The sequence below is a fragment of the Streptococcus sp. SN-1 genome, from assembly GCF_041154385.1.
In the GTDB taxonomy this organism is placed as follows: Bacteria; Bacillota; Bacilli; order Lactobacillales; family Streptococcaceae; genus Streptococcus; species Streptococcus mitis_CT.
Genome location: NZ_AP028929.1, coordinates 1,667,559 through 1,690,571, shown reverse-complemented (window position 1 = coordinate 1,690,571; position 23,013 = coordinate 1,667,559). Strand labels below are relative to the sequence as shown.

The window sequence follows — 23,013 nt, the reverse complement described above, 5'->3', positions numbered from 1 at the left end:
TCATATACCATTTCTTTTGGATTTTTTGTTTGACTAATACAAAATAGGTCTTCATAGGTCTTCGCATTTTTAGCGCCAATTAGGATCATCAGTATAATTTTCTGAATTAGGAGACTGTCCCATCACTATTCGAACTTCGTCTCCCAACTTAAGCTGTTCCCATTCAATGGTGTAGGGCAAATCCTCATGACAGCTGTTTACCGTGAACAGTGGATATTCTGGGTTGCTACTAATGTCTTTTCAATCTATCTCTGGTGGGGAGAAAGCCTGCAAATCCAAGGGAAATACTTGATTTATCTCATTAACAGTCTAGTTGGTTGGTATCAATGGAGCAAGGCTGCTAAGCAGAATACGGATTTACCTAACTAGGAAAAGATGTTTGAAAGTACTGTTTTAAGTCTTGGGATAAAACAGATAGAGTTGACAATACAGGATTTTATATTATGAAAAAGAGGATCGGCGGGTCCTCTTTTGTTGTTGAAAAGATAAAAAACTCAGTAGCCTAGAAATAAGGCAACCGAGCTTTACTTGCTATTCAATTTTTAGGAATGAGAAGGTCTAGATAAAACTGGACAACTTCCTGGTCTGTAAAATCTTGTCCTTTTTTGAGCCACCAGGTTAATGTCTCGATAAAGTTGGACACGACCAAGTGTTGGATGTAAGAAGTAGGCAGACTGGGGTGAGCTTCTTTTAAATCATCAGCTAGCACGGAATAGACATGGTGTTCTAGCTCTCTCTGGAGTTGACGGAGGAAGTAGTCATTTTTGGAAAATAGCAGACTGGTGATATGGTCTTGGTTTTTCTGAAAATGAAGAAAGAGATGGGCGAGATAAACCTTAGTTGAAATGGACTCCTCTCTTTCAAAGAGGTGATGGAAGAGGTAGCGGCAAAGCTCGTCCAGAAGTAGTTCCTTACTCTCATAGTGACAGTAAAAGGTGGAGCGTCCCACATCTGCGAGATCAATGATATCCTGAACTGTAGTGGACTCGTAGCCCTTATCGTTCAATAGTTGTAGAAAAGCTTGATAGATAGCTTTTTTTGTTTTGCTGATACGGCGGTCAATGTTAGTCATATGGACACTTGAGGCAAATTGTTCAGAACTGAATAAAGCTGATATTTTGCTTCTATCCTTTCTTTAAGTTTTAGTGGATAATGATAATGAAGAAGGTGTTCATAAATCTATTATAACAAAGGAATGAGAAAGATGAAGGCAAAATATACTGTTTGGATAGCTTTTTTCTTAAATTTAAGCTATGCTATTGTTGAGTTTATCACAGGAGGTATCTTTGGTTCGAGTGCTGTTCTTGCTGATTCTGTTCATGACTTGGGAGATGCTATAGCCATTGGCATATCGGCCTCTTTGGAAACGATCTCAAATCGAGAAGAAGATAGGCAGTACACCTTGGGTTACAAGCGATTTAGTCTTTTAGGGGCCCTGGTGACTGCTGTGATTCTTATCACAGGATCCATCCTAGTGATTTTGGAAAATGTAACTAAACTTTTTAATCCACAGCCCGTCAATGATGAAGGTATCCTCTGGCTAGGAATTATTGCAGTCAGTATCAATGTGCTAGCTAGTCTAGTAGTTCGTAAGGGAAAGACAAAGAACGAGTCAATTCTCAGCCTGCACTTTTTTGAAGATACACTTGGTTGGTTGGCTGTCATTCTAGTGGCGATTATCCTCCGATTTACAGATTGGTATATCCTTGATCCGCTCTTATCTCTTGTCATTTCCATCTTCATTCTAACAAAAGCCATTCCTCGCTTTTGGAGCGCGCTCAAGATTTTCTTGGACGCTGTGCCAGAAGGAGTAGAGACTGGTGATTTGGAGAAGAATTTGGATGCTCTGACTAATGTCAAAAGTGTCAATCAACTTAGCATTTGGTCCATGGATGGTCTGGAAAATAATGCCATTATCCATCTTTGTTTAGAGGATTGGGGGCAGATGACGGAAACAAAGAATCAAGTACGTCAGCTCTTAGAAGAAAGAGGAATTCAGAATATTACCATCGAAGTGGACACCAGTCAAAGCAATCATGCGCAACATAAGCGAAAGGTAACAGCCTTAGAGCAACCTCATGGGCATCAACATTAGAAAAGAGGTTGGGGGAAAGTCTTTAAAAGTAAAAAGCGCATAGTATCAGGCATTGAAAATATGATACTATGCGTTTTATTGTGAGGATATTTACTTCATTTTATCTTGAAATTTAGTTTTTGCCTAGATTCTAATATCTTAATCATTCCTTGTACTCTCTCTCAATGTCAGTCTGGTTCCCAGCATAGTCAGGCTAGGTATTTTGCGACCGTGGAGTACTTCCTTGTTAAGAATATCCATACCTGCTCGGCCCATTTCTTCAGTATAAACTGTGATGCTAGAGAGGGGAGGATAGACTTGCTTGGTCAGGCTGGTGTCGTTAAAGGAAATGAGGCTGACATGGTCTGGTAGGCTGATTCCAGCTTCTTGGAGGGCACGGAGGGCACCGATGGCTAAACTATCGCTAGCTGCAAAAAAGGCAGGTGGCAGTTGGTCTCCCAAACTCTGAATAGCCTCTTTCATTAAGTCATAGCCAGACTGGGCGGTAAAGCTTCCTTGAAAGACCAGTTCATCATGATAGATCCCTTTTGTTGGGCTGTAGTTCCTAAAATTTTCCAGCCGCTTATCCTCAATGATTTCTTCTTGATCGGTTGTTTCCTCAAGCCCTGTTAGAATCCCGATACGGTTCATCCCTTGACTGAGGAAATAATCGACAACCTGTTTCATGGCAGTATAAAAGTCCGTGATAATACAGGTGTGTCCTAGTGAAAGAGTATCACTATCTAGAAAGACAAGAGGCTTTTGGTATTCCTCAAAGGTGGAAATCTGAGCTCGGCTAAATTTTCCGATGCAGAGAATCCCAATCACTTCTTCGCTCAGGGTAAAAGGATGGTCATTAAAATAGCGTAAGATATCATAGTCCAGTTCTTGGGCTCTTTTTTCTATTCCTAGGCGAATCTGGTAGTAGTAGAGGTCGTCCAACTCCCCTTGTTCGCTGACCCATTGGATAATGGCAATCTTTTGCTTGGGTTTGTGGGAATCGCCTGTCTTGAGGTGCTTGGTGTAGCCCAGCTCTTCAGCAACGGTTAAAATACGGTGTCTGGTTTCTTCGGTGACAGATAGGCTCTGGTCGCGGTTGAGGACACGGGATACGGTCGCGATAGAGACAGAGGCTAGCTGTGCAATGTCTTTTAAGGTAGCCATAACTCCTCCTTCTTTTAGGTTAGTATATCATATTTTTCTGCTTTTTACCGATAGTTTAGTAAAAGTTTAGTAAAAAGGATTGACCTTGGGAAATCCCTTGGATACAATAGAAGAAAACGATTACACGTTAAGGTGACTTAACGGACAGTCAAAGGAGAAATCATATGACACAACATCTTACTGCTGAAGCACTTCGTAAAGACTTTCTTGCTGTTTTTGATCAAGAAGCAGACCAAACCTTCTTTTCACCAGGTCGTATCAATTTGATTGGTGAACACACGGACTACAACGGTGGGCACGTTTTTCCTGCTGCTATTTCCTTGGGAACTTACGGTGCAGCTCGCAAGCGTGATGACCAAGTCTTGCGTTTCTACTCAGCTAACTTTGAGGACAAGGGCATTATCGAAGTACCTCTAGCTGACCTCAAGTTTGAAAAAGAGCATAACTGGACCAACTATCCAAAAGGAGTTCTTCATTTCTTGCAAGAAGCTGGACACGTGATTGACAAAGGTTTTGATTTTTATGTTTATGGGAATATCCCAAATGGTGCTGGCTTGTCTTCTTCAGCATCCTTGGAACTTTTGACAGGGGTAGTGGCAGAGCATCTCTTTGATTTAAAATTAGATCGTTTGGATTTGGTTAAAATTGGTAAACAAACAGAAAATAACTTTATCGGAGTCAACTCTGGTATCATGGACCAGTTTGCTATCGGTATGGGAGCTGACCAACGTGCTATTTACCTAGATACCAACACCTTAGAGTATGACTTGGTGCCACTTGATTTAAAAGACAATGTTGTTGTTATCATGAACACCAATAAACGTCGTGAACTAGCAGACTCTAAGTACAATGAACGCCGTGCTGAGTGTGAAAAAGCAGTGGAAGAATTGCAAGTTGCCTTGGATATTAAGACCCTGGGTGAATTAGACGAGTGGGCCTTTGATCAATATAGCTACCTGATTAAAGATGAAAATCGTTTGAAACGTGCTCGTCATGCTGTGCTTGAAAATCAACGTACCCTTAAAGCGCAAGCAGCCCTTCAGGCAGGTGATTTGGAAACATTTGGTCGTTTGATGAATGCGTCACACGTTTCCCTAGAGCATGACTATGAAGTAACTGGTTTGGAATTGGATACCCTTGTTCACACAGCTTGGGCACAAGAAGGAGTTCTCGGTACTCGTATGACAGGGGCAGGTTTTGGCGGATGTGCCATTGCTTTGGTGCAAAAAGATGCTGTTGATGCCTTTAAGGAAGCTGTAGGCAAACACTACGAGGAAGTAGTTGGCTACGCTCCAAGCTTCTATATCGCTGAAGTTGCAGGTGGCACTCGCGTCCTTGACTAGTCAAAAGGAGGCTCTATAGTGACCTTAGTAGATAAATTTGTAACACATGTCATTTCTGAAAGTTCATTTGAGGAAATGGATCGAATCTACCTGACCAATCGTGTCTTGGCACGAGTGGGAGACGGTGTTTTGGAAGTTGAGACGGATCTGGATAAAGTGATTGACCTCAAGGACCAGCTGGTTGAGGAAGCCGTTCGATTAGAGACGATTGAGGATAGTCAGACTGCGCGTGAAATCCTCGGTGCTGAATTGATAGACTTGGTAACTCCTTGTCCGAGTCAGGTCAATCGTGACTTTTGGGCAACCTACGCCCAATCTCCTGAGCAGGCGATAGCGGACTTCTACCAACTCAGTCAGAAAAATGACTACATCAAACTCAAGGCCATTGCTAAGAATATCGCTTATCGTGTTCCATCTGATTACGGTGAACTTGAAATTACCATCAACCTCTCTAAGCCTGAAAAGGATCCCAAAGAGATTGCGGCAGCCAAGTTGGTGCAAGCTAGCAATTATCCCCAGTGTCAGCTTTGTCTAGAGAATGAGGGTTACCATGGTCGAGTTAACCACCCAGCTCGCAGCAACCACCGTATTATCCGTTTTGAAATGGCTGGTCAGGAGTGGGGCTTCCAGTATTCGCCCTATGCTTACTTTAATGAGCATTGTATTTTCTTAGATGGCCAGCATCGTCCCATGGCCATTAGTCGTCAGAGTTTTGAACGTCTGCTGGCTATCGTAGAGCAGTTTCCAGGATATTTTGCAGGCTCTAATGCCGACCTGCCGATTGTGGGTGGCTCTATTCTGACTCATGATCACTATCAGGGAGGCCGTCACATATTTCCTATGGAATTGGCTCCTTTGCAAAAGACCTTTCAATTTGCTGGTTTTGAGCAGGTCAAGACTGGGATTGTCAAGTGGCCCATGTCAGTCTTGCGTTTGACTTCGGATTCCAAAGAAGATTTGATCAATTTAGCTGACAAGATTTTGCAGGAATGGCGTCAGTATTCAGATTCTAGTGTGCAGATTTTGGCAGAGACAGACGGGACACCGCATCACACCATCACACCAATTGCTCGTAAACGAAATGGCCAGTTTGAGTTGGACTTGGTCTTGCGGGACAATCAGACTTCTGCAGAGCATCCTGATGGTATCTATCATCCCCATAAGGATGTCCAACATATCAAGAAGGAAAATATCGGCTTGATTGAGGTCATGGGCTTGGCAATCTTGCCACCACGTTTGAAAGAAGAAGTGGAGCAAGTTGCTAGCTATCTTGTAGGAGAAGCTGATACAGTTGCCTCTTATCATCAGGAATGGGCAGACCAACTTAGAGGTCAATATCCAGACATAACAGATAAAGAAAAAGCCCTTGAAATCGTCAAGGACTCTGTGGGTACTATCTTTGCGCGTGTACTTGAGGATGCAGGAGTCTATAAGCAGACGGAACAAGGTCAGACAGCCTTTATGCGCTTTGTAGAGCAGGTCGGAATTTTGCCAGACTAGGAGCTTTCTCCTTGCACAGTCCTATAAAAAGTAGTATCATAGTGTCGTTTGAAATATCAGGAGGAAACGATGAAAGATTTTCATTTTGACGCTATATCTGCCTTTGAAAATTACGAAATTGAACAAATGAGAGATGGTCACGTTGTTGTGACGACCAAAGTAGTGGACTCGTCGCTCAACTACTATGGCAATGCCCATGGTGGCTATCTCTTTACACTTTGTGATCAGATCAGTGGTTTGGTGGTCATTTCGCTAGGACTAGACGGAGTGACTCTCCAATCCTCTATCAACTACCTCAAAGCAGGAAAACTCGACGATGTGCTGACCATCAAAGGAGAATGTGTCCATCAAGGTCGCACAACCTGTGTAGTGGATGTCGATATCACCAATCAAGAAGGCAGAAATGTCTGCAAAGCAACCTTCACCATGTTTGTCACAGGCCAACGGTCAGAAGACAGACAGGTAAGGATATAACATAAAAAGAGGCTCGCACCTCTTTTTCTTATTTCTTTTTATGATTTAGTACCGCATTGAGGACAATGGCGAGTAGGCTAGCTACAACGATTCCGTTTGAGAAGAACATTTGGAAGGCTGTCGGCATGCTGATGAAGAGATTACTGTTATTGAGTCCGACACCTGCTGCGATTGATACTGCTGCGATAAGGAAGTTATGTTCATTGTTAGCAAAGTCAACACGGGCGAGGATTTGCATCCCTTGAATAGATACAAAACCAAACATCACCAGCATAGCACCACCAAGGACAGGGCTCGGAATGATTTGGGCAAGGGCGCCAAACTTAGGAAGGAGTCCAAGGAGAACCAGGAAACCAGCTGCATAGTAGATTGGTAGGCGAGTCTTGATACCTGACAATTTAACCAAACCAACGTTTTGTGAAAATCCTGTGTAAGGGAAGGTATTAAAGATTCCTCCGAGAAGTACGGCCAAGCCTTCTGCGCGGTAACCGTTGCGAAGGCGCGTGCTGTCGATTGGGTCCTTCGTGATATCAGACAAGGCTAGGTAAACACCAGTCGACTCAACCATAGAAACCGTTGCGATGATACACATCATGACAATAGATGAGATTTCAAAGGTTGGCATCCCAAAGTAGAGTGGAGTTGGGACATGGACAAGTGGTGCTGCTGCAACAGGAGAGAAGTCAACCAAGCCCATGCTAGCAGCAATGGCAGTTCCAACAACCAGACCAATCAAAATGGAGATAGACTTGATAAATCCTTTGGTAAAGATGTTAATCAAGAGGATAATCAGAACAGTGATAGCTGCAAGCAGAAGACTTTGACCAGTTGGTTCTGGAACGTTATTTCCCATATTTCCAATAGCGACAGGAATCAAGGTTAAACCAATAGTGGTAATAACAGATCCTGTTACGATAGATGGGAAGAGATTGGCCACTTTTGAGAAGATGCCTGAAACAAGAACTACGTAAATCCCTGATGCGATGAGGGCTCCAAACATAGCACCACTACCATGGCTTTGCCCAATCATAATCAAGGGAGCGACTGATTGGAAGGCAACTCCAAGAACGACTGGTAGTCCAATACCAAAGTATTTGTTGAGTTGGAGTTGGAGGAAGGTTGCCACACCACACATGAAGATATCTGTGGAAATCAAGTAGGTCAACTGCTCAGCTGAATAACCAAGGGCTGTCGCAATCATGATGGGAACCAGGATAGATCCTGAGTACATGGCTAGTAAGTGCTGCAAGCCAAGAACGGCTGCTTGTGAATGTTTTTCTTGAGTTTGCATTAGAGATCTGCCTCCTTAAATACGACCTGACCATTTTCAAAACGATCCAAACGAGTAAGTGATAGTACAGGGTAGCCTGCTTTTTCAAGCAAATCACGGCCATCTTGGAAGGATTTTTCAATCACAATACCGATAGCTTCGACTGTGGCACCAGCTTGTTCAATGATTTGAATCAAGCCTTTAGCAGCTTGGCCATTAGCAAGGAAGTCGTCGATAATCAAAACCTTGTCCTCTGGTGAGAGGAATTTTCCAGCGATAGAAACGGTGCTGGTTACCTGCTTGGTAAAGGAGTAAACTTCGGCAGTTAAGATTCCTTCGTTCATAGTGATGTTTTTAGCTTTTTTAGCGAAAATCATGGGAACGTTTAAGGCCTCAGCTGTAAAAACAGCAGGAGCAATCCCCGACGCTTCAATGGTCACGACCTTAGTAATGCCAGCAGCAGCGAATTTTTCCGCAAAAACCTTACCGATCTCTCGCATCAAGCTAAAGTCAACTTGGTGGGTTAAAAAGGAATCCACTTTGAGGATGTTGTCACCCAAGATGTGCCCATCCTTGAGGATGCGCTCTTCTAATAATTTCATAAGACCTCCTAAAGTCTAAAAGATAATCTATTTGCTTGTTTCAGATTTATATCCAGTAAAACTGATAGAAAAAGGACCTACTTAATCTCTAAGTAAGTCCCCAAAATAGGCATGGCAAAAACGACCATACCTCACTTCTGACTTACTTATTGTTAGGTGTTCCGGCACCTTGTAGAAACGTCGTGCCAATTCACGACATAAACAAGTAAAATGATATTCAATTTTAAATAGGCTTGAGCCAATGTTCTTATTTTACACTAAATAACTTTAGAAATCAAATATTTTGTTAGTGTTTTTGTTTTAAAAACGAACAAATATAAGAAAAGCGGACAAAGATTAACTTATTGGCTAACATTTATACTCAATGAAAATCAAAGAGCAAACTAGGAAGCTAGCCGCAGGCTGTACTTGAGTACGGTAAGGCGACGCTGACGTGGTTTGAATTTGATTTTCGAAGAGTATTAGAAGATTTTTTCATTATAAAAGACATATTATCAAGTTTCTTCAAGACCTGCTAATATGCCTTTTCTGATTTGAAGGATTTTTTCTATTCTCTATTCGCTAAATCTTAAAAAATAGCCATCGGGGTCCAAAACTGCAAATTCATGTGGATATATAAAGCTATCTCCTACTCGAAATTCTCTTTTTGTCAGGGGACGATGGATAGGATAGTCAGCTTCCAGCAGTTTTTGGTGGAGCTGAGGAACATCTGCAATGCCAAAGGAAATATTGACACCGCGCCCGAAAGGATAGGTCAGCTGAGCTAATTCTTCTGCGCTGCCTTCTTCTAGCATAAGTTGGCAGTCTTCAAGCGAGAGGAAGAGAAATTTCTCCTCTGGACGCTCGTATTCGACAGAGAATCCTAGCAGGTCGCAGTAGAAGTGGCGTGATTTTTCGATGTCAGATACTACAAATTCAGGAATGACAGCTTGATAGTCCATTCGTTTTCTCCTCTTAGAGTTCAATCTCCATGACAATCGGTGTATGGTCTTGGCGAGCACCAGAATCAATCATGTCAGACTTGGTCACCTTGTCAGCGATGCGATTACTTGTGAGCCAGTAGTCGATTCTCCAGCCTGTATTGTTGATTTTAGAAGTCTTGCTGCGTTGTGCCCACCAAGTGTAGCGTTCAGGGACATCGCCGTGAATATGACGGAAGGTGTCTGTAAATCCTGATGCCAAAAGGTTGGTAAATCCAGCACGTTCCTCGTCGGTAAATCCAGGTGAGCGGCGGTTGCTAGCAGGATTTGCAAGGTCGATTTCATTGTGGGCTACGTTGTAGTCACCGGTTGCAAGAACTGGTTTTTCTTTGTCTAGTTTAGCCAAGTACTCTGCATATTTGACATCCCAGACTTGACGTTCTTCCAAGCGTTTGAGGCCATCACCAGCGTTTGGTGTGTAAACTTGTGTTACGAAAAATTCATCAAATTCTAGAGTGATGATACGGCCTTCCAAGTCCATGGTAGAAGGAGCACCGATTTCTGGGAAAGTGACAGTAGGCGTAAGTTCTTTCTTATAGAGGAACATAGTTCCAGCATAGCCTTTACGGGCAGGCTCTTGGGAAGAGCGCCACGTGTTTTCGTAGCCTGGAAATAGTTCTTCTAAAATTTCTAGATGTTTCTTTGTAGGCCCCTTAGCAGAAAGTTTGGTTTCTTGAATAGCGATGATATCAGCATTTTCAGCGACCAAGGTTTGTAGGACTTCTTGGGACAATTTGGCACGAGCTGAGTCACTCGTTAGGGCTGCGTTGAGGGAATCAATATTCCATGAGATAAGTTTCATAAAGTTACCTTTTTCATTCAGATTATAGATTTTATTATACCAAAAAAAGGTCTATTTCCCCAACGTATGGCTTGAAAAATCACTCTCTTTCGTTTATAATGAAGAATGATTTTATGAAAGGGAGTGAAAATAAATGAAATTTTACTCATATGACTATGTACTTAGCCAAATCAGTCAGCAAAATGGAATCATGATTGGCTTTGGAATTGTTCTCCTAGCTATCACAGGATTTTTTGCCTTTAAGGCCTATCGAGATAAAAAGGGGACTAAGTTTCGGGAATTGGTCATGATTTTGGCCTTGACCTTAGTGGCCATGCTTTTAGTGACAATTTCAAAATACCAGACCAATCAAGCCTCTAACAATCAATTTCAAACCTCCCTTCATTTCATAGAGGTTGTTTCCAAAGACTTGGGAGTGGATAAATCAGAAGTCTATGTCAATACTTCTGCAGCCACTGATGGAGCGCTTGTCAAGGTAGGTTCAAATGTCTATCGTGCCATGAACGGGAGCCAACCAGACAAGTATCTTTTAGAGAAATTAGAATTGCATCAAACAGATGCTATTGAATTGGTGGAGGTAAACAAATGACACTCAATTATATGGAAATTTTAATCAAACTGGCCTTGGGGCTCTTCTCGCTTGTTTTTGTTATCAATGTGACAGGAAAGGGGAACCTAGCACCTAACTCTGCGACAGACCAAATTCAGAACTATGTTCTCGGTGGTATCATCGGTGGGGTGATTTACAATAGTTCTATCAGTATTCTCCAGTATGCAGTGATTTTGATGATGTGGACGATTTTGGTCTTGACCCTAAAGTGGCTCAATAACAATGTTCGTTTTGTCAAACGCTTGATTGATGGAAAACCAACTCTCCTTATCAAAAATGGGCAGATTGACCCAGAAGCCTGTCGTTCAGTTGGTTTGTCTGCAGCAGAAGTTGCTCTCAAACTTCGTAGCCAAGGGATTTTCCAGATGAAACAGGTCAAATGCGCTGTGCAGGAGCAAAATGGCCAACTCATCGTGGTCCAAATGGGGGATGAAAATCCTAAGTATCCAGTTGTGACTGACGGTGTGATCCAAGTCGATGTTTTGGAATCGATTGGCCGTAGCGAAGAGTGGCTGCTTGATAATCTAAGCAAACAAGGACATGACAATGTGGCCAATATCTTTATCGCTGAGTATGACAAGGGTGCCGTCACAGTTGTAACCTATGAATAAGAAAAACCTGGGGTCTTGGCCTCAGGTTTCTATTTGCAATCAGAAAGGGATTTTATGTCCATTATTCAAAAACTTTGGTGGTTTTTCAAGTTAGAAAAACGCCGTTATCTAGTCGGGATTGTGGCCTTGGTCTTGGTTTCCGTCCTCAATCTTATTCCACCTATGGTCATGGGGCGGGTCATTGATGCCATCACATCGGGGCAATTAACCCAGCAGGACCTCCTTCTTGACCTATTTTACTTGCTTCTTGCTGCCTTTGGGATGTACTATCTACGCTATGTTTGGCGTATGTATATTCTAGGGACTTCCTACCGTTTGGGACAGATTATGCGGTCTCGCTTGTTTGAGCATTTCACAAGAATGTCTCCAGCTTTTTATCAAACCTATCGGACGGGGGACTTGATGGCACACGCAACCAACGATATCAATGCCTTGACTCGTCTGGCAGGAGGCGGTGTTATGTCTGCGGTGGATGCTTCTATCACGGCTTTGGTGACCTTGCTGACCATGCTCTTTAGCATTTCGTGGCAAATGACCCTAGTTGCCATTTTACCCTTACCTTTCATGGCTTATGCGACCAGTCGTCTAGGGAGAAAGACCCACAAGGCTTTTGGCGAATCACAGGCTGCCTTTTCCGAACTTAATAATAAGGTACAGGAGTCTGTATCAGGTATTAAAGTGACCAAGTCTTTCGGTTATCAGGCAGATGAGTTGAAGTCCTTTCAGGAAGTCAATGAATTGACCTTCCAAAAGAACCTCCAAACCATGAAATACGATAGTCTCTTTGACCCCATGGTTCTCTTGTTTGTTGGTTCTTCCTATGTTTTAACCCTCTTGGTCGGCTCCTTGATGGTTCAGAAAGGGCAAATCACGGTTGGGAATCTGGTCACCTTTATCAGCTACTTGGATATGCTGGTTTGGCCTCTTATGGCTATTGGTTTCCTCTTTAATATCACTCAGCGAGGGAAGGTTTCCTATCAGCGGATTGAGGAACTTTTGTCTCAGGAATCACCTGTACAAGACCCTGAGTTTCCTCTAGACAGTATTGAAAATGGGCGCTTGCAGTATGCCATTGATAGCTTTGCATTTGAAAATGAGGAAACACTGACGGATATTCACTTTAGTTTAGAAAAAGGGCAAACCCTGGGCTTGGTTGGTCAGACAGGCTCTGGAAAAACGTCCTTGATCAAACTCCTCTTGCGTGAATACGATGTGGATAAAGGAGCCATTTATCTGAATGGCCACGATATTCGTGACTATCGTCTGACAGATCTTCGCAGTCTTATGGGCTATGTCCCTCAGGACCAGTTCCTCTTTGCGACTTCGATTTTAGACAATATCCGCTTTGGCAAACCTAACTTGCCCCTTTCAGCGGTCGAGGAAGCGACTAAGCTAGCCCAAGTTTACCAAGACATTGTAGCCATGCCTCAAGGATTTGATACACTGATTGGTGAAAAGGGAGTCAGTCTTTCTGGTGGTCAAAAGCAGCGTCTGGCCATGAGTCGGGCTATGATTTTAGACCCTGATATCTTGATTTTGGATGATTCTTTGTCGGCCGTGGATGCCAAGACGGAGTATGCGATTATTGACAACCTCAAGGAGACGCGAAAGGACAAGACAACCATTATCACAGCTCATCGCCTTAGTGCAGTTGTCCATGCAGATTTGATTTTGGTTCTGCAAAATGGTCAAATTATCGAACGGGGAACGCACGAAGAACTGCTAACTCTAGATGGCTGGTATGCCCAAACCTACCAGTCTCAGCAGTTGGAAATGAAGGGAGAAGAAGATGCAGAATAAGAAAGAACAATGGACTGTATTGAAGCGCTTGATGTCTTATCTCAAGCCTTATGGACTCCTGACCTTTTTGGCCCTCAGTTTTCTCCTAGCGACGACGGTCATCAAAAGTGTCATTCCCCTTGTGGCTTCCCACTTTATTGACCAGTATCTCAGCAATCTCAACCAACTTGCTGTGACCGTTTTACTGGCCTACTATGGCCTTTATATCCTACAAACTCTGGTCCAGTATGTCGGCAATCTTCTCTTTGCGAGGGTATCCTACAGTATTGTAAGGGATATTCGTCGCGATGCCTTTGCCAATATGGAGAAGCTGGGCATGTCTTATTTTGACAAGACGCCAGCAGGCTCTATCGTCTCTCGTTTGACAAATGACACCGAGACTATCAGTGATATGTTTTCGGGGATTTTATCTAGCTTTATCTCAGCAGTTTTCATCTTTCTGACAACTCTTTATACCATGTTGGTATTGGATTTTCGTTTGACAGTATTAGTCTTGCTCTTTCTCCCCTTGATTTTCCTTTTGGTCAATCTCTATCGGAAAAAATCAGTGAAAATCATTGAGAGAACCAGAAGTCTCTTGTCAGATATCAATAGCAAGCTGGCTGAAAATATCGAAGGAATCAGAATAATCCAAGCCTTTAATCAAGAGAAACGCCTGCAGGCGGAATTTGATGAGATCAACCGAGAACACTTGGTCTACGCCAACCGTTCTGTAGCCTTGGATGCCCTCTTTTTGAGACCTGCCATGAGTTTGCTGAAACTCTTAGGTTATGCGGTCTTGATGGCTTATTTTGGCTATCGTGGACTTTATCTGGGAATAACGGCCGGGACCATGTATGCCTTTATCCAGTATATCAATCGTCTCTTTGACCCCTTGATTGAGGTGACGCAAAACTTTTCAACCCTTCAAACTTCTATGGTTTCTGCAGGTCGTGTCTTTGCCCTGATAGACGAGAGGACCTATGAACCTCTTCAGAAAGATGGGCAAGCCAAAATCCAAGAAGGCAATATACGTTTTGAACATGTGTGTTTCTCATATGATGGCAAACATCCGATTCTGGATGATATTTCCTTTTCGGTTAACAAGGGTGAGACCATTGCTTTTGTGGGGCATACAGGTTCTGGGAAATCTTCGATTATCAATGTTCTCATGCGCTTTTATGAATTCCAGTCAGGGCGAGTTCTCTTGGATGATGTGGATATCAGGAACTACAGTCAGGAAGAGTTGAGAAAAAATATCGGTCTAGTCTTGCAGGATCCCTTCCTCTATCATGGGACTATTAAGTCCAATATCGCCATGTACCAAGAGATCAGTGATGAGCAGGTCCAGGCTGCGGCAGCCTTCGTGGATGCAGATTCTTTTATTCAAGAACTTCCTTTAGGCTATGATGCACCCGTTTCCGAGCGTGGTTCGAGCTTTTCTACTGGACAGCGCCAGCTTCTTGCCTTTGCCAGAACAGTCGCCAGTCAGCCTAAAATCTTGATTTTAGATGAAGCGACAGCCAATATTGACTCTGAAACAGAAAGTCTGGTTCAAGATTCACTGGCTAAGATGAGACAGGGGCGGACAACCATTGCCATCGCCCACCGCCTTTCTACTATCCAAGACGCCAACTGCATCTATGTTTTGGACAAGGGGCGCATTATCGAGAGCGGAACCCATGAGGAACTTTTGGGATTGGGAGGAACCTATCACAAGATGTATAGTTTGCAAGCAGGGGCCATGTCCTAATACTCTTTGATTTTCATTGAGCATAAGAAGGAAATCCTTCAAATTACAGATTTCTTTCACCGCCTTTTCCATTTTGTGGTATAATGAAAAATGTTGATAAATAGTATAATAAAAACAAAGGAGAAACAGCATGCTGAAATGGGAAGACTTGCCCGTGGAAATGAAATCAAGCGAGGTTGAGTCTTACTACCAGCTTGTCTCTAAAAGGAAGGGTTCGTTGATTTTCAAGCGTTGTTTGGACTGGGTTCTAGCCGTAGTTTTGCTGATTCTGACCTCTCCTATCTTTCTCATCTTGAGCATATGGATCAAGTTGGATAGCAAGGGGCCAGTGATTTACAAGCAAGAGCGCGTGACCCAGTACAACCGTCCTTTCAAGATTTGGAAGTTTCGTACCATGGTGACGGATGCGGATAAAAAAGGGAGTCTGGTGACTTCTGCTAACGATAGCCGCATTACCAAGGTTGGCAATTTTATCCGCCGTGTCCGTTTGGATGAACTGCCTCAACTGATCAATGTTCTTAAAGGCGAGATGTCCTTTGTAGGGACGCGTCCTGAAGTTCCACGTTACACAGAGCAGTATAGCCCTGAAATGATGGCGACCTTGCTTTTACCAGCAGGGATTACCTCTCCAGCCAGCATCAACTATAAGGATGAGGATACGATCATCAGTCAAATGACGGAGAAAGGACTGTCAGTTGACCAAGCCTATGTTGAACATGTCCTCCCTGAAAAGATGCGCTATAACCTTGCCTATCTCCGAGAGTTTAGTTTCCTTGGAGACATCAAAATCATGTTTCAAACCGTGTTTGAAGTGCTAAAATAAAGTAGTCATGAGAGAATGAGTACAGATAAAAGGAGCAAATCAATGCCAAATTACAATATTCCATTTTCACCACCCGATATTACGGAAGCAGAAATTGCTGAAGTAGCGGATACCCTGCGTTCTGGTTGGATTACAACAGGTCCTAAGACCAAAGAACTGGAGCGTCGCTTGTCTCAATACACACAGACGCCCAAGACTGTCTGTCTTAACTCTGCGACTGCCGCGCTTGAGTTGATTTTGCGCGTCTTGGAAGTTGGACCTGGTGATGAAGTCATCGTTCCAGCCATGACCTATACAGCTTCATGTAGTGTTATCACTCACGTAGGGGCAACCCCTGTCATGGTGGATATTCAAGCAGATACGTTTGAGATGGACTATGACTTGCTTGAGCAAGCTATCACTGAAAAGACCAAGGTGATCATCCCAGTAGAGCTCGCAGGGATTGTTTGCGACTATGATCGTTTGTTCCAAGTTGTGGAGAAAAAACGTGATCTCTTTACTGCTTCAAGCAAGTGGCAAAAGGCCTTTAACCGTATTGTGATTGTTTCTGATAGTGCCCACGCTTTGGGGTCTACTTATAAAGGACAACCAGCTGGATCAATCGCGGACTTTACTTCCTTCTCATTCCACGCCGTTAAGAACTTTACAACTGCGGAGGGTGGAAGTGCCACTTGGAAAGCCAATCCAGCGATTGATGACGAAGAAATGTACAAGGAATTCCAAATCCTTTCCCTTCATGGTCAAACAAAGGATGCCCTGGCTAAGATGCAGTTAGGTTCATGGGAATACGATATCGTCACACCAGCCTACAAGTGCAATATGACTGATATCATGGCTTCCCTTGGTTTGGTACAATTGGACCGTTACTCTGGTTTGCTTGGCCGTCGTAAGGACATCGTGGACCGCTATGATAGTGGTTTTGCAGGTTCTCGTATCCATCCATTGGCACACAAGACTGAAACTGTCGAATCTTCACGTCACCTCTACATCACCCATGTAGAAGGAGCAAGCTTAGAAGAACGCAATCTCATCATCCAAGAATTGGCCAAAGCAGGAATTGCAAGTAATGTACACTACAAACCACTTCCGCTCTTGACAGCCTATAAGAATCTTGGCTTTGATATGGCGAACTATCCTAAGGCCTATGCCTTCTTTGAAAATGAAATTACGCTCCCTCTTCATACTAAACTAAGCGATGAAGAAGTGGACTATATCATTGAGACTTTCAAAACAGTTTCTGAAAAAGTGCTAACTTCATCAAAAAAATGACAAACTACAGTCAAGTAATAGTGATTCTGTTTCTAAAAAGTCTAATTGAGTGTAAAACTGTTGTTTTCAATTGAAAGTCCTATAGTAAAATGAAATAAAAACAGGACAAATCAATCAGGATAGTCAAATTAATTTCTAGCAATATTTTAGAAGCAAAGGTGTACTCTTATAGTTTCAATATACTGTATGGTTTGAAATGAGATGTGAGCAATTTGGTGTAGCATTTAGAATTTTTATTAGGCATCATTTAGAAAATGTAGTGTCTTGTTCTAGTTTTCAATTCACCCTATTTTTTGAAAGACGCGAGTTTCCACGAATGAGGTTGTGGAAACTCGCGTCTTTCTTTTTTGTTTTCAGAATATTGTTCAAAGTTTTGAGACTATTTTTCATGTTCTAGTCATTCTTTTGAAATAATCTATAAAATACGTGTCTACAATGATCTATATGTCCTATTCCAGTATTTTAGAAGAACTGCGTCTATTTTTATAGAGCTTGAATTTAGCTTTTATAGAAAATCTATTTAAGAAATATATTGTATTGTTTTGATTTCAATCCGCTATATGAACGATATTCATGTAAATATACCTGGTGAATGCTTGCATGACAAGATATTTGTTTTTGTATTTATAAATTAGTATTTTACGAGATATCAACATGCTTTAAATACAGTGAATAGGATATTTTTATGTTCAAGCTAAGAAAGATAGTAATCACTTTTGAATGGAAGGCTAAAGAATTATTAGAAGTATGGTTAGATATATAAATGGTCACGCTTTCACAATTTTGATATTTTATTGTGTTATTCCTTGACAATTTTGATTTAAAAATATATTATAAAGAAAATGACAGCGGTGTCATTTTCTGGTATGGAATTTATATGAATATTAAATTAGGACATAATATTTTTAATTGGAGGCTAATATGAAATCTTTTCAACAAAATGAGGTTTTCTCTATTCGTAAGTCTAAGGTGGGAGTTTGCTCAGTTCTCTTAGCGGTTTTATTTATTGGAACACAAAGTGTTTTAGCTAATGAAGTAGTTGGTGAAACTTCTTCGTCTAAAGATAATATGCAAATGAACTCTTTGTTGAGTAGCACATCTACATCATTATCTGCGGAACCCCATTCTGATACTCTCAGTCTTGATAACAATTCAAGTTTAAGTACTGATAATAATGGAGGAGTGAGTATTAATCAAAATAAACCTGATATAACAAATGATACTATGATGGGTAACATCTCTGGGATGGAAGTGAATACTATTTTAAGTACTAATCTGAACGAACACGTAGCTTTGAATGTTAAAGATTATGGAGCAATAGGTGACGGGGTTCATGATGATCGACAAGCAATTCAAGATGCAATAGATGCTGCAGCTCAAGGGCTAGGTGGAGGAAATGTATATTTTCCTGAAGGAACTTATTTAGTAAAAGAAATTGTTTTTTTAAAAAGTCATACACACTTAGAATTGAATGAGAAAGCTACCATTCTAAATGGTATAAATATTAAGAATCACCCTTCTATTGTTTTTATGACAGGTTTATTTACGGATGATGGTGCGCAAGTAGAATGGGGCCCAACAGAAGATATTAGTTATTCTGGTGGTACGATTGATATGAACGGTGCTTTGAATGAAGAAGGAACTAAAGCAAAAAATCTACCACTTATAAATTCTTCAGGTGCATTTGCTATTGGGAATTCAAATAACGTAACTATAAAAAATGTAACATTCAAGGATAGTTATCAAGGGCATGCTATTCAAATTGCAGGTTCGAAAAATGTATTAGTTGATAATTCTCGTTTTCTTGGGCAAGCCTTACCCAAAACGATGAAGGATGGGCAAATCATAAGTAAGGAGAGCATTCAGATTGAACCATTAACTAGAAAAGGTTTTCCTTATGCCTTGAATGATGATGGGAAAAAATCTGAAAATATTACTATTCAAAATTCATATTTTGGTAAAAGTGATAAATCTGGAGAATTAGTAACAGCAATTGGTACACACTATCAAACATTGTCGACACAGAACCCCTCTAATATTAAAATTTTAAATAATCATTTTGATAACATGATGTATTCTGGTGTACGTTTTACAGGATTTACTGATATTTTAATTAAAGGAAATAGATTTGATAAGAAAGTAAAAGGAGAAAGTGTACATTATAGAGAAAATGGTGCAGCCTTAATAAATGCTTTTAGTTATAAAAATGTAAAAGATGAACTTGATTTAAATAAGAAAGTCGTTATTACTGAAAATACATTTTATATTTCTGATCCTAAAACAAAGGCTATTAGAGTAGCAAAAGATAGTGCAGAATATTTAGGAAAAGTATCAGATATTACTGTAACAAAAAATGTAATTAATAATAATTCTAAGGAAACAGAACAACCAAATATTGAATTATTACGAGTTAGTGATAATTTAGTAGTGTCAGAGAATAGTATATTCGGTGGTAAAGAAGGAATTGTTATTGAGGATTCAAAGGGTAAAATAACCGTTTTAAATAACCAATTTTATAATTTATCCGGTAAGTATATATCATTCATCAAATCTAATGCAAATGGGAAAGAACCTGTTATACGTGATAGCGATGGTAATTTCAATATTGTAACGGAGAATGGGCTTTACAAAATTGTAACAAATAATTTAAGTGATAAAAACGAAAAAGAAAAAAACAAAGAGGAAAAATTTAAAACAAGTTCATATGTGCATGAAAAACAATCTAATTCAAATAATGTAATTGATAGTAACCAGAAGAACGGAGAGTTTAACTCAAGTAAAGATAATAGACAAATGAATGACAAGATCGACAATAAACAAGATAATAAGACAGAAGAAGTGAACCATAAAATAGTTGGAGATGGAAGAGAAACTGAAAATCATATTAATAAATCTAAAGAAATAGTAGATGTAAAACAAAAATTACCAAAGACTGGTTCGAACAAGATTATGGAACTATTCTTAACAGTGACAGGAATTGGTTTACTTTTGACACTAAAAGGGTTGAAGTATTATGGCAAAGATAAATAAAATTTGTTCGATACAAGGAAGTTCCGTAGAAAATGAGGATGCTGTAGGTTCACAAAATCAGTATTTTTGGATTATTGATGGAGCTACAGATTTATATAATTCTAAAGAGGAGATAGGTTATTCAGTCTCAGAAGTTGTACATATTTTATCAGAAAGTTTGTCGGTTAATTGTAAAGAATCAAAAACTCTTAAACAAATATTTGAAACTGCTTTACTCGAGGTTAAAGATGAAATCGGTTTAAACTCATATGAATTAACAGAGTATTATCGCTTACCAACATTTGCTTTTATATTTGCTAAACTTTCAGAAAAAAAGTTGGAGTATATGATGCTAGGTGACTGCGTCATGTTAGTAAACGAAATGGAAATAACTGATCATAGAGTAGATAACTTATTTGAAAAAGGGAAAAATGAGATAAAAGACTCAATTGGTACAAATAGTGTTTTAAATAAAAAAATTATTTTACAAAAAATCAGAAAATTATCTAATCAACCGAGTGGGTACTGGATAGGTTCGTTGGATGAGAGATTTTTAGACCATGCTATTATTAATCAAATAGATGTTACTAGTGAACAAATTGTTTTAATGAGCGATGGCTTTTATGAATTCTATCAAAATAATCAAAATAAAACTTTTGAAGAGTTAATTAAGATGAGATTTAATTCTTCTGCTATTGATCCAATCTATGGAAAGAAAGATGATGCAAGTATTCTAGTTATTGATGTTTGATATATTGTTTAAAATATTAATTGTTACTATTGAACTTTGTTAAGAAGAGGTACCTAAATGTTAAGGTTATATTTAGAAAATGAAATTATAGAATTATCAAATAATTTAGAGACCATTTGGGTATCTGTGCTTGATAAATATGAGAAGTTATTTGAATATTTATCAAATGAAGAACGAATAGAATTGATTAAAGAAGATTTAATCATAAATGAGTCAGTTCTAAATGTTGATAAAAAAGGATATGAGTTAATTTGTTTACAACATCCCGTTTCATATGACTTAAGAAGAATTATTAGTGTAATAAAAATATCAACTGACATTGAACGTATTGGGGATAGAATTGTTGAAATTTTAAAAAATCTACAGATTATTCAAAACAATGAAATTTTGAAGAAAATTATTTCAGAAATAAAAATACTTCATGAAGTTATCGGACTGCATATGAATAGGGCTATATCTTGTTATAGAGAGGAACAATCTGGATGTTTAGATATGGTTGTTATACAAAAACAGAATGAGATAGAAGAGCTTAGTATAAATATTGAAAAGAAAATCATGAATTACATATTTGAAGATGATGGGAACGTTTCTGAAGTAATTGGTGCTTTGGATATTATTCATCACCTTGATAAAATTGCTCATACTACGCAATCAATTTATAAATGGATAATGTATAGAAAATATGGGAACATAAATTAGAAAGAAAAATATATGAAAACAATTATTGATAATTTTGTTGATAGAGTAATTGAATACGGAATGTATAATGAAATTGACAAAATATATGTGAAAAATAGAGTACTAGCGTTAATAGGTGAGGAGGGAACTGATCGCATTTCCGATGAAAATGACCTGAAACAAATAAAAGATTACTTAGTGGAAATCGCCTTAAAAAACGGTAAAATTAAAGATTTAATCGAGGAAAAGGAATGTTTAGGAGCAGAGTTAATGAATTTCATAGTTCCTTTACCTAGTCGATTAAATGATATTTTTTGGAGTTCATATGATATATCACCTCAAGAAGCAGTTGAAGAGTTTTATAAGTTAAGTAAAGATAGTGATTATATTAAAACTTCTGCTATTGCTAAGAATATTGAGTTTAGAGCATCAACTAAATACGGAGAGCTAGAGATTACGATAAATTTGTCAAAACCCGAAAAAGATCCAAAAACAATTGCTGCTGAAAAATTAGTAAAAGCAACTAATTATCCTAAATGTTTACTATGTATGGAAAATGAAGGATATCAAGGTCGAATAAATTATCCAGCACGTTCGAATCATAGAATTATTCGGTTGAAACTTGGTGACGAAGTATGGGGATTCCAGTATTCTCCCTACTCATATTTTAATGAGCATGCGATATTTTTGAATAGTCAACATGTACCAATGGCTATTACCTCTAAAACATTTGAACAATTATTGGAGATTGTTGATATTTTGCCAGGATATTTTGCTGGTTCAAATTCTGATCTTCCTATCTCAGGAGGCTCCATTCTTAGTCATAACCACTACCAGGGAGGGAAATATATTTTCCCAATGGAAAAAGCAAAATTTGAGAGTGAATTTCGTTTTAAAGACTTTGAGGATGTTAATGCTGGTATTGTAAAATGGCCAATGTCAGTAATTAGGTTACAAAGTGAAAATAAAAATCGCTTGTTAGATTTAGCTACTAAAATTCTAAATAAGTGGAGAGAATATTCAGATTTAGAAGTAGACATCATTGCAATGACTGCAGATGTCCCACACCATACGGTGACTCCTATTGCTCGTAAAGTGGACGGAAGATATGAATTAGATATTGTTCTAAGAGATAATCATACTACTGAACAATACCCAGATGGTGTTTTCCATCCTCATCAAGATGTACAACATATTAAAAAGGAAAATATTGGGTTAATCGAAGTGATGGGACTTGCGATTTTACCACCTCGTTTGAAAACAGAGTTAGAAGAAGTTGAGAAATATCTTTTAGGAAAAGATAACGCAATTGCTGATTATCATTTAGAATGGGCCGTTCAATTGAAAGAAAAATATCCTGGACTTAAAGAGGAAGAGGTTCATAGCGTAGTTCAACATGAAGTAGGGCAAGTATTTGCGAGAGTTCTCGAAGATGCAGGTGTTTATAAGAATACTCAAACCGGACAAGAAGCATTTATGAGATTTGTTAAATCGGTTGGAATTAATTAGGAGGAAGTAAAA

The 23,013-nt window shown here is 39.7% G+C and carries 20 protein-coding genes, 1 pseudogene and 1 riboswitch; of the genes and pseudogenes, 15 read left to right on the top strand and 6 right to left on the bottom strand.

Going from position 1 to position 23,013, the window contains the following annotated elements:
* Positions 1-165 precede the first annotated feature (165 nt).
* Positions 166-369 (top strand): annotated as a pseudogene (pnuC, locus tag ACAM22_RS07580) (nicotinamide riboside transporter PnuC); the annotation flags it as partial.
* Positions 370-535: 166 nt separating this feature from the next.
* Here pnuC and ACAM22_RS07575 read toward each other — a convergent pair.
* On the bottom strand, positions 536-1,072 hold the full coding sequence (locus tag ACAM22_RS07575) for a TetR/AcrR family transcriptional regulator (RefSeq protein WP_261050599.1): 537 nt from the start codon (positions 1,070-1,072) through the stop codon (positions 536-538).
* Positions 1,073-1,204: 132 nt separating this feature from the next.
* Between ACAM22_RS07575 and ACAM22_RS07570 the strand changes: the two genes are divergently transcribed.
* The gene (locus ACAM22_RS07570) at positions 1,205-2,095 is read left to right on the top strand and encodes a cation diffusion facilitator family transporter (RefSeq protein ID WP_369606644.1); all 891 of its coding nucleotides are present in this window, start codon (positions 1,205-1,207) and stop codon (positions 2,093-2,095) included.
* A gap of 138 nt (positions 2,096-2,233) precedes the next feature.
* Here ACAM22_RS07570 and galR read toward each other — a convergent pair whose 3' ends face one another.
* Positions 2,234-3,238, bottom strand: a complete 1,005-nt coding sequence (galR, locus tag ACAM22_RS07565; protein WP_369606643.1) for a DNA-binding transcriptional regulator GalR — start codon at positions 3,236-3,238, stop codon at positions 2,234-2,236.
* Between the two features lie 164 nt (positions 3,239-3,402).
* Between galR and ACAM22_RS07560 the strand changes: the two genes are divergently transcribed.
* From ACAM22_RS07560 to ACAM22_RS07550, 3 genes are all read left to right on the top strand, one after another.
* Positions 3,403-4,581 carry a galactokinase gene (locus tag ACAM22_RS07560; protein ID WP_369606642.1) on the top strand — a complete coding sequence of 393 codons (1,179 nt, stop codon included), beginning with the start codon at positions 3,403-3,405 and terminating at the stop codon, positions 4,579-4,581.
* Between the two features lie 18 nt (positions 4,582-4,599).
* Positions 4,600-6,081 (top strand): UDP-glucose--hexose-1-phosphate uridylyltransferase, encoded by a 1,482-nt coding sequence (locus ACAM22_RS07555; protein ID WP_369606641.1) that lies wholly within the window; start codon positions 4,600-4,602, stop codon positions 6,079-6,081.
* Positions 6,082-6,150: 69 nt separating this feature from the next.
* Positions 6,151-6,555, top strand: a complete 405-nt coding sequence (locus tag ACAM22_RS07550; RefSeq protein WP_000651223.1) for a PaaI family thioesterase — start codon at positions 6,151-6,153, stop codon at positions 6,553-6,555.
* 28 nt (positions 6,556-6,583) lie between these two features.
* Here the strand turns inward: ACAM22_RS07550 and ACAM22_RS07545 are convergent, their stop codons facing one another.
* The 4 genes from ACAM22_RS07545 to ACAM22_RS07530 form a co-directional block, all read right to left on the bottom strand.
* Entirely contained in the window at positions 6,584-7,846 is a 1,263-nt protein-coding gene (locus tag ACAM22_RS07545) for a nucleobase:cation symporter-2 family protein (protein WP_001194476.1), read from the bottom strand.
* Positions 7,846-8,427 (bottom strand): xanthine phosphoribosyltransferase, encoded by a 582-nt coding sequence (locus tag ACAM22_RS07540; protein ID WP_369606640.1) that lies wholly within the window; start codon positions 8,425-8,427, stop codon positions 7,846-7,848. The genes ACAM22_RS07545 and ACAM22_RS07540 overlap by 1 nt, the downstream gene beginning before the upstream one ends.
* 129 nt (positions 8,428-8,556) lie before the next feature.
* Positions 8,557-8,652, bottom strand: a riboswitch (purine riboswitch).
* Positions 8,653-8,981: 329 nt separating this feature from the next.
* Positions 8,982-9,368: a VOC family protein gene (locus ACAM22_RS07535; protein WP_000386217.1), complete on the bottom strand. Its 387-nt coding sequence runs from the start codon at positions 9,366-9,368 to the stop codon at positions 8,982-8,984.
* 13 nt (positions 9,369-9,381) lie between these two features.
* Positions 9,382-10,209, bottom strand: a complete 828-nt coding sequence (locus ACAM22_RS07530; protein ID WP_369606639.1) for an exodeoxyribonuclease III — start codon at positions 10,207-10,209, stop codon at positions 9,382-9,384.
* A 133-nt stretch (positions 10,210-10,342) separates the two neighbouring features.
* Here ACAM22_RS07530 and ACAM22_RS07525 point away from each other — a divergent pair, with 133 nt between their 5' ends.
* From ACAM22_RS07525 to galT, 10 genes are all read left to right on the top strand, one after another.
* Entirely contained in the window at positions 10,343-10,798 is a 456-nt protein-coding gene (locus ACAM22_RS07525) for a DUF3290 family protein (protein ID WP_020900359.1), read from the top strand.
* Positions 10,795-11,430: a DUF421 domain-containing protein gene (locus ACAM22_RS07520; protein WP_000174451.1), complete on the top strand. Its 636-nt coding sequence runs from the start codon at positions 10,795-10,797 to the stop codon at positions 11,428-11,430. The genes ACAM22_RS07525 and ACAM22_RS07520 overlap by 4 nt, the downstream gene beginning before the upstream one ends.
* A gap of 54 nt (positions 11,431-11,484) precedes the next feature.
* Positions 11,485-13,230, top strand: a complete 1,746-nt coding sequence (locus ACAM22_RS07515) for an ABC transporter ATP-binding protein (protein ID WP_369606638.1) — start codon at positions 11,485-11,487, stop codon at positions 13,228-13,230.
* Complete coding sequence (locus ACAM22_RS07510) at positions 13,220-14,962, top strand: ABC transporter ATP-binding protein (RefSeq protein WP_369606637.1); 1,743 nt, start codon at positions 13,220-13,222, stop codon at positions 14,960-14,962. The genes ACAM22_RS07515 and ACAM22_RS07510 overlap by 11 nt, the downstream gene beginning before the upstream one ends.
* A 130-nt stretch (positions 14,963-15,092) precedes the next feature.
* Complete coding sequence (locus tag ACAM22_RS07505; RefSeq protein WP_369606636.1) at positions 15,093-15,785, top strand: sugar transferase; 693 nt, start codon at positions 15,093-15,095, stop codon at positions 15,783-15,785.
* 42 nt (positions 15,786-15,827) lie between these two features.
* On the top strand, positions 15,828-17,054 hold the full coding sequence (locus tag ACAM22_RS07500) for a DegT/DnrJ/EryC1/StrS family aminotransferase (protein WP_369606635.1): 1,227 nt from the start codon (positions 15,828-15,830) through the stop codon (positions 17,052-17,054).
* Between the two features lie 921 nt (positions 17,055-17,975).
* Positions 17,976-20,084 (top strand): glycosyl hydrolase family 28-related protein, encoded by a 2,109-nt coding sequence (locus ACAM22_RS07495; protein WP_369606634.1) that lies wholly within the window; start codon positions 17,976-17,978, stop codon positions 20,082-20,084.
* Positions 20,068-20,814 (top strand): protein phosphatase 2C domain-containing protein, encoded by a 747-nt coding sequence (locus ACAM22_RS07490; protein WP_078171017.1) that lies wholly within the window; start codon positions 20,068-20,070, stop codon positions 20,812-20,814. Before ACAM22_RS07495 ends, ACAM22_RS07490 begins: the two co-directional genes overlap by 17 nt.
* A 57-nt stretch (positions 20,815-20,871) precedes the next feature.
* Positions 20,872-21,513: a phosphate uptake regulator PhoU gene (locus ACAM22_RS07485; RefSeq protein ID WP_000945324.1), complete on the top strand. Its 642-nt coding sequence runs from the start codon at positions 20,872-20,874 to the stop codon at positions 21,511-21,513.
* Positions 21,514-21,525: 12 nt separating this feature from the next.
* Positions 21,526-23,001: a UDP-glucose--hexose-1-phosphate uridylyltransferase gene (gene galT / locus ACAM22_RS07480; protein WP_054422763.1), complete on the top strand. Its 1,476-nt coding sequence runs from the start codon at positions 21,526-21,528 to the stop codon at positions 22,999-23,001.
* Positions 23,002-23,013 lie beyond the last annotated feature (12 nt).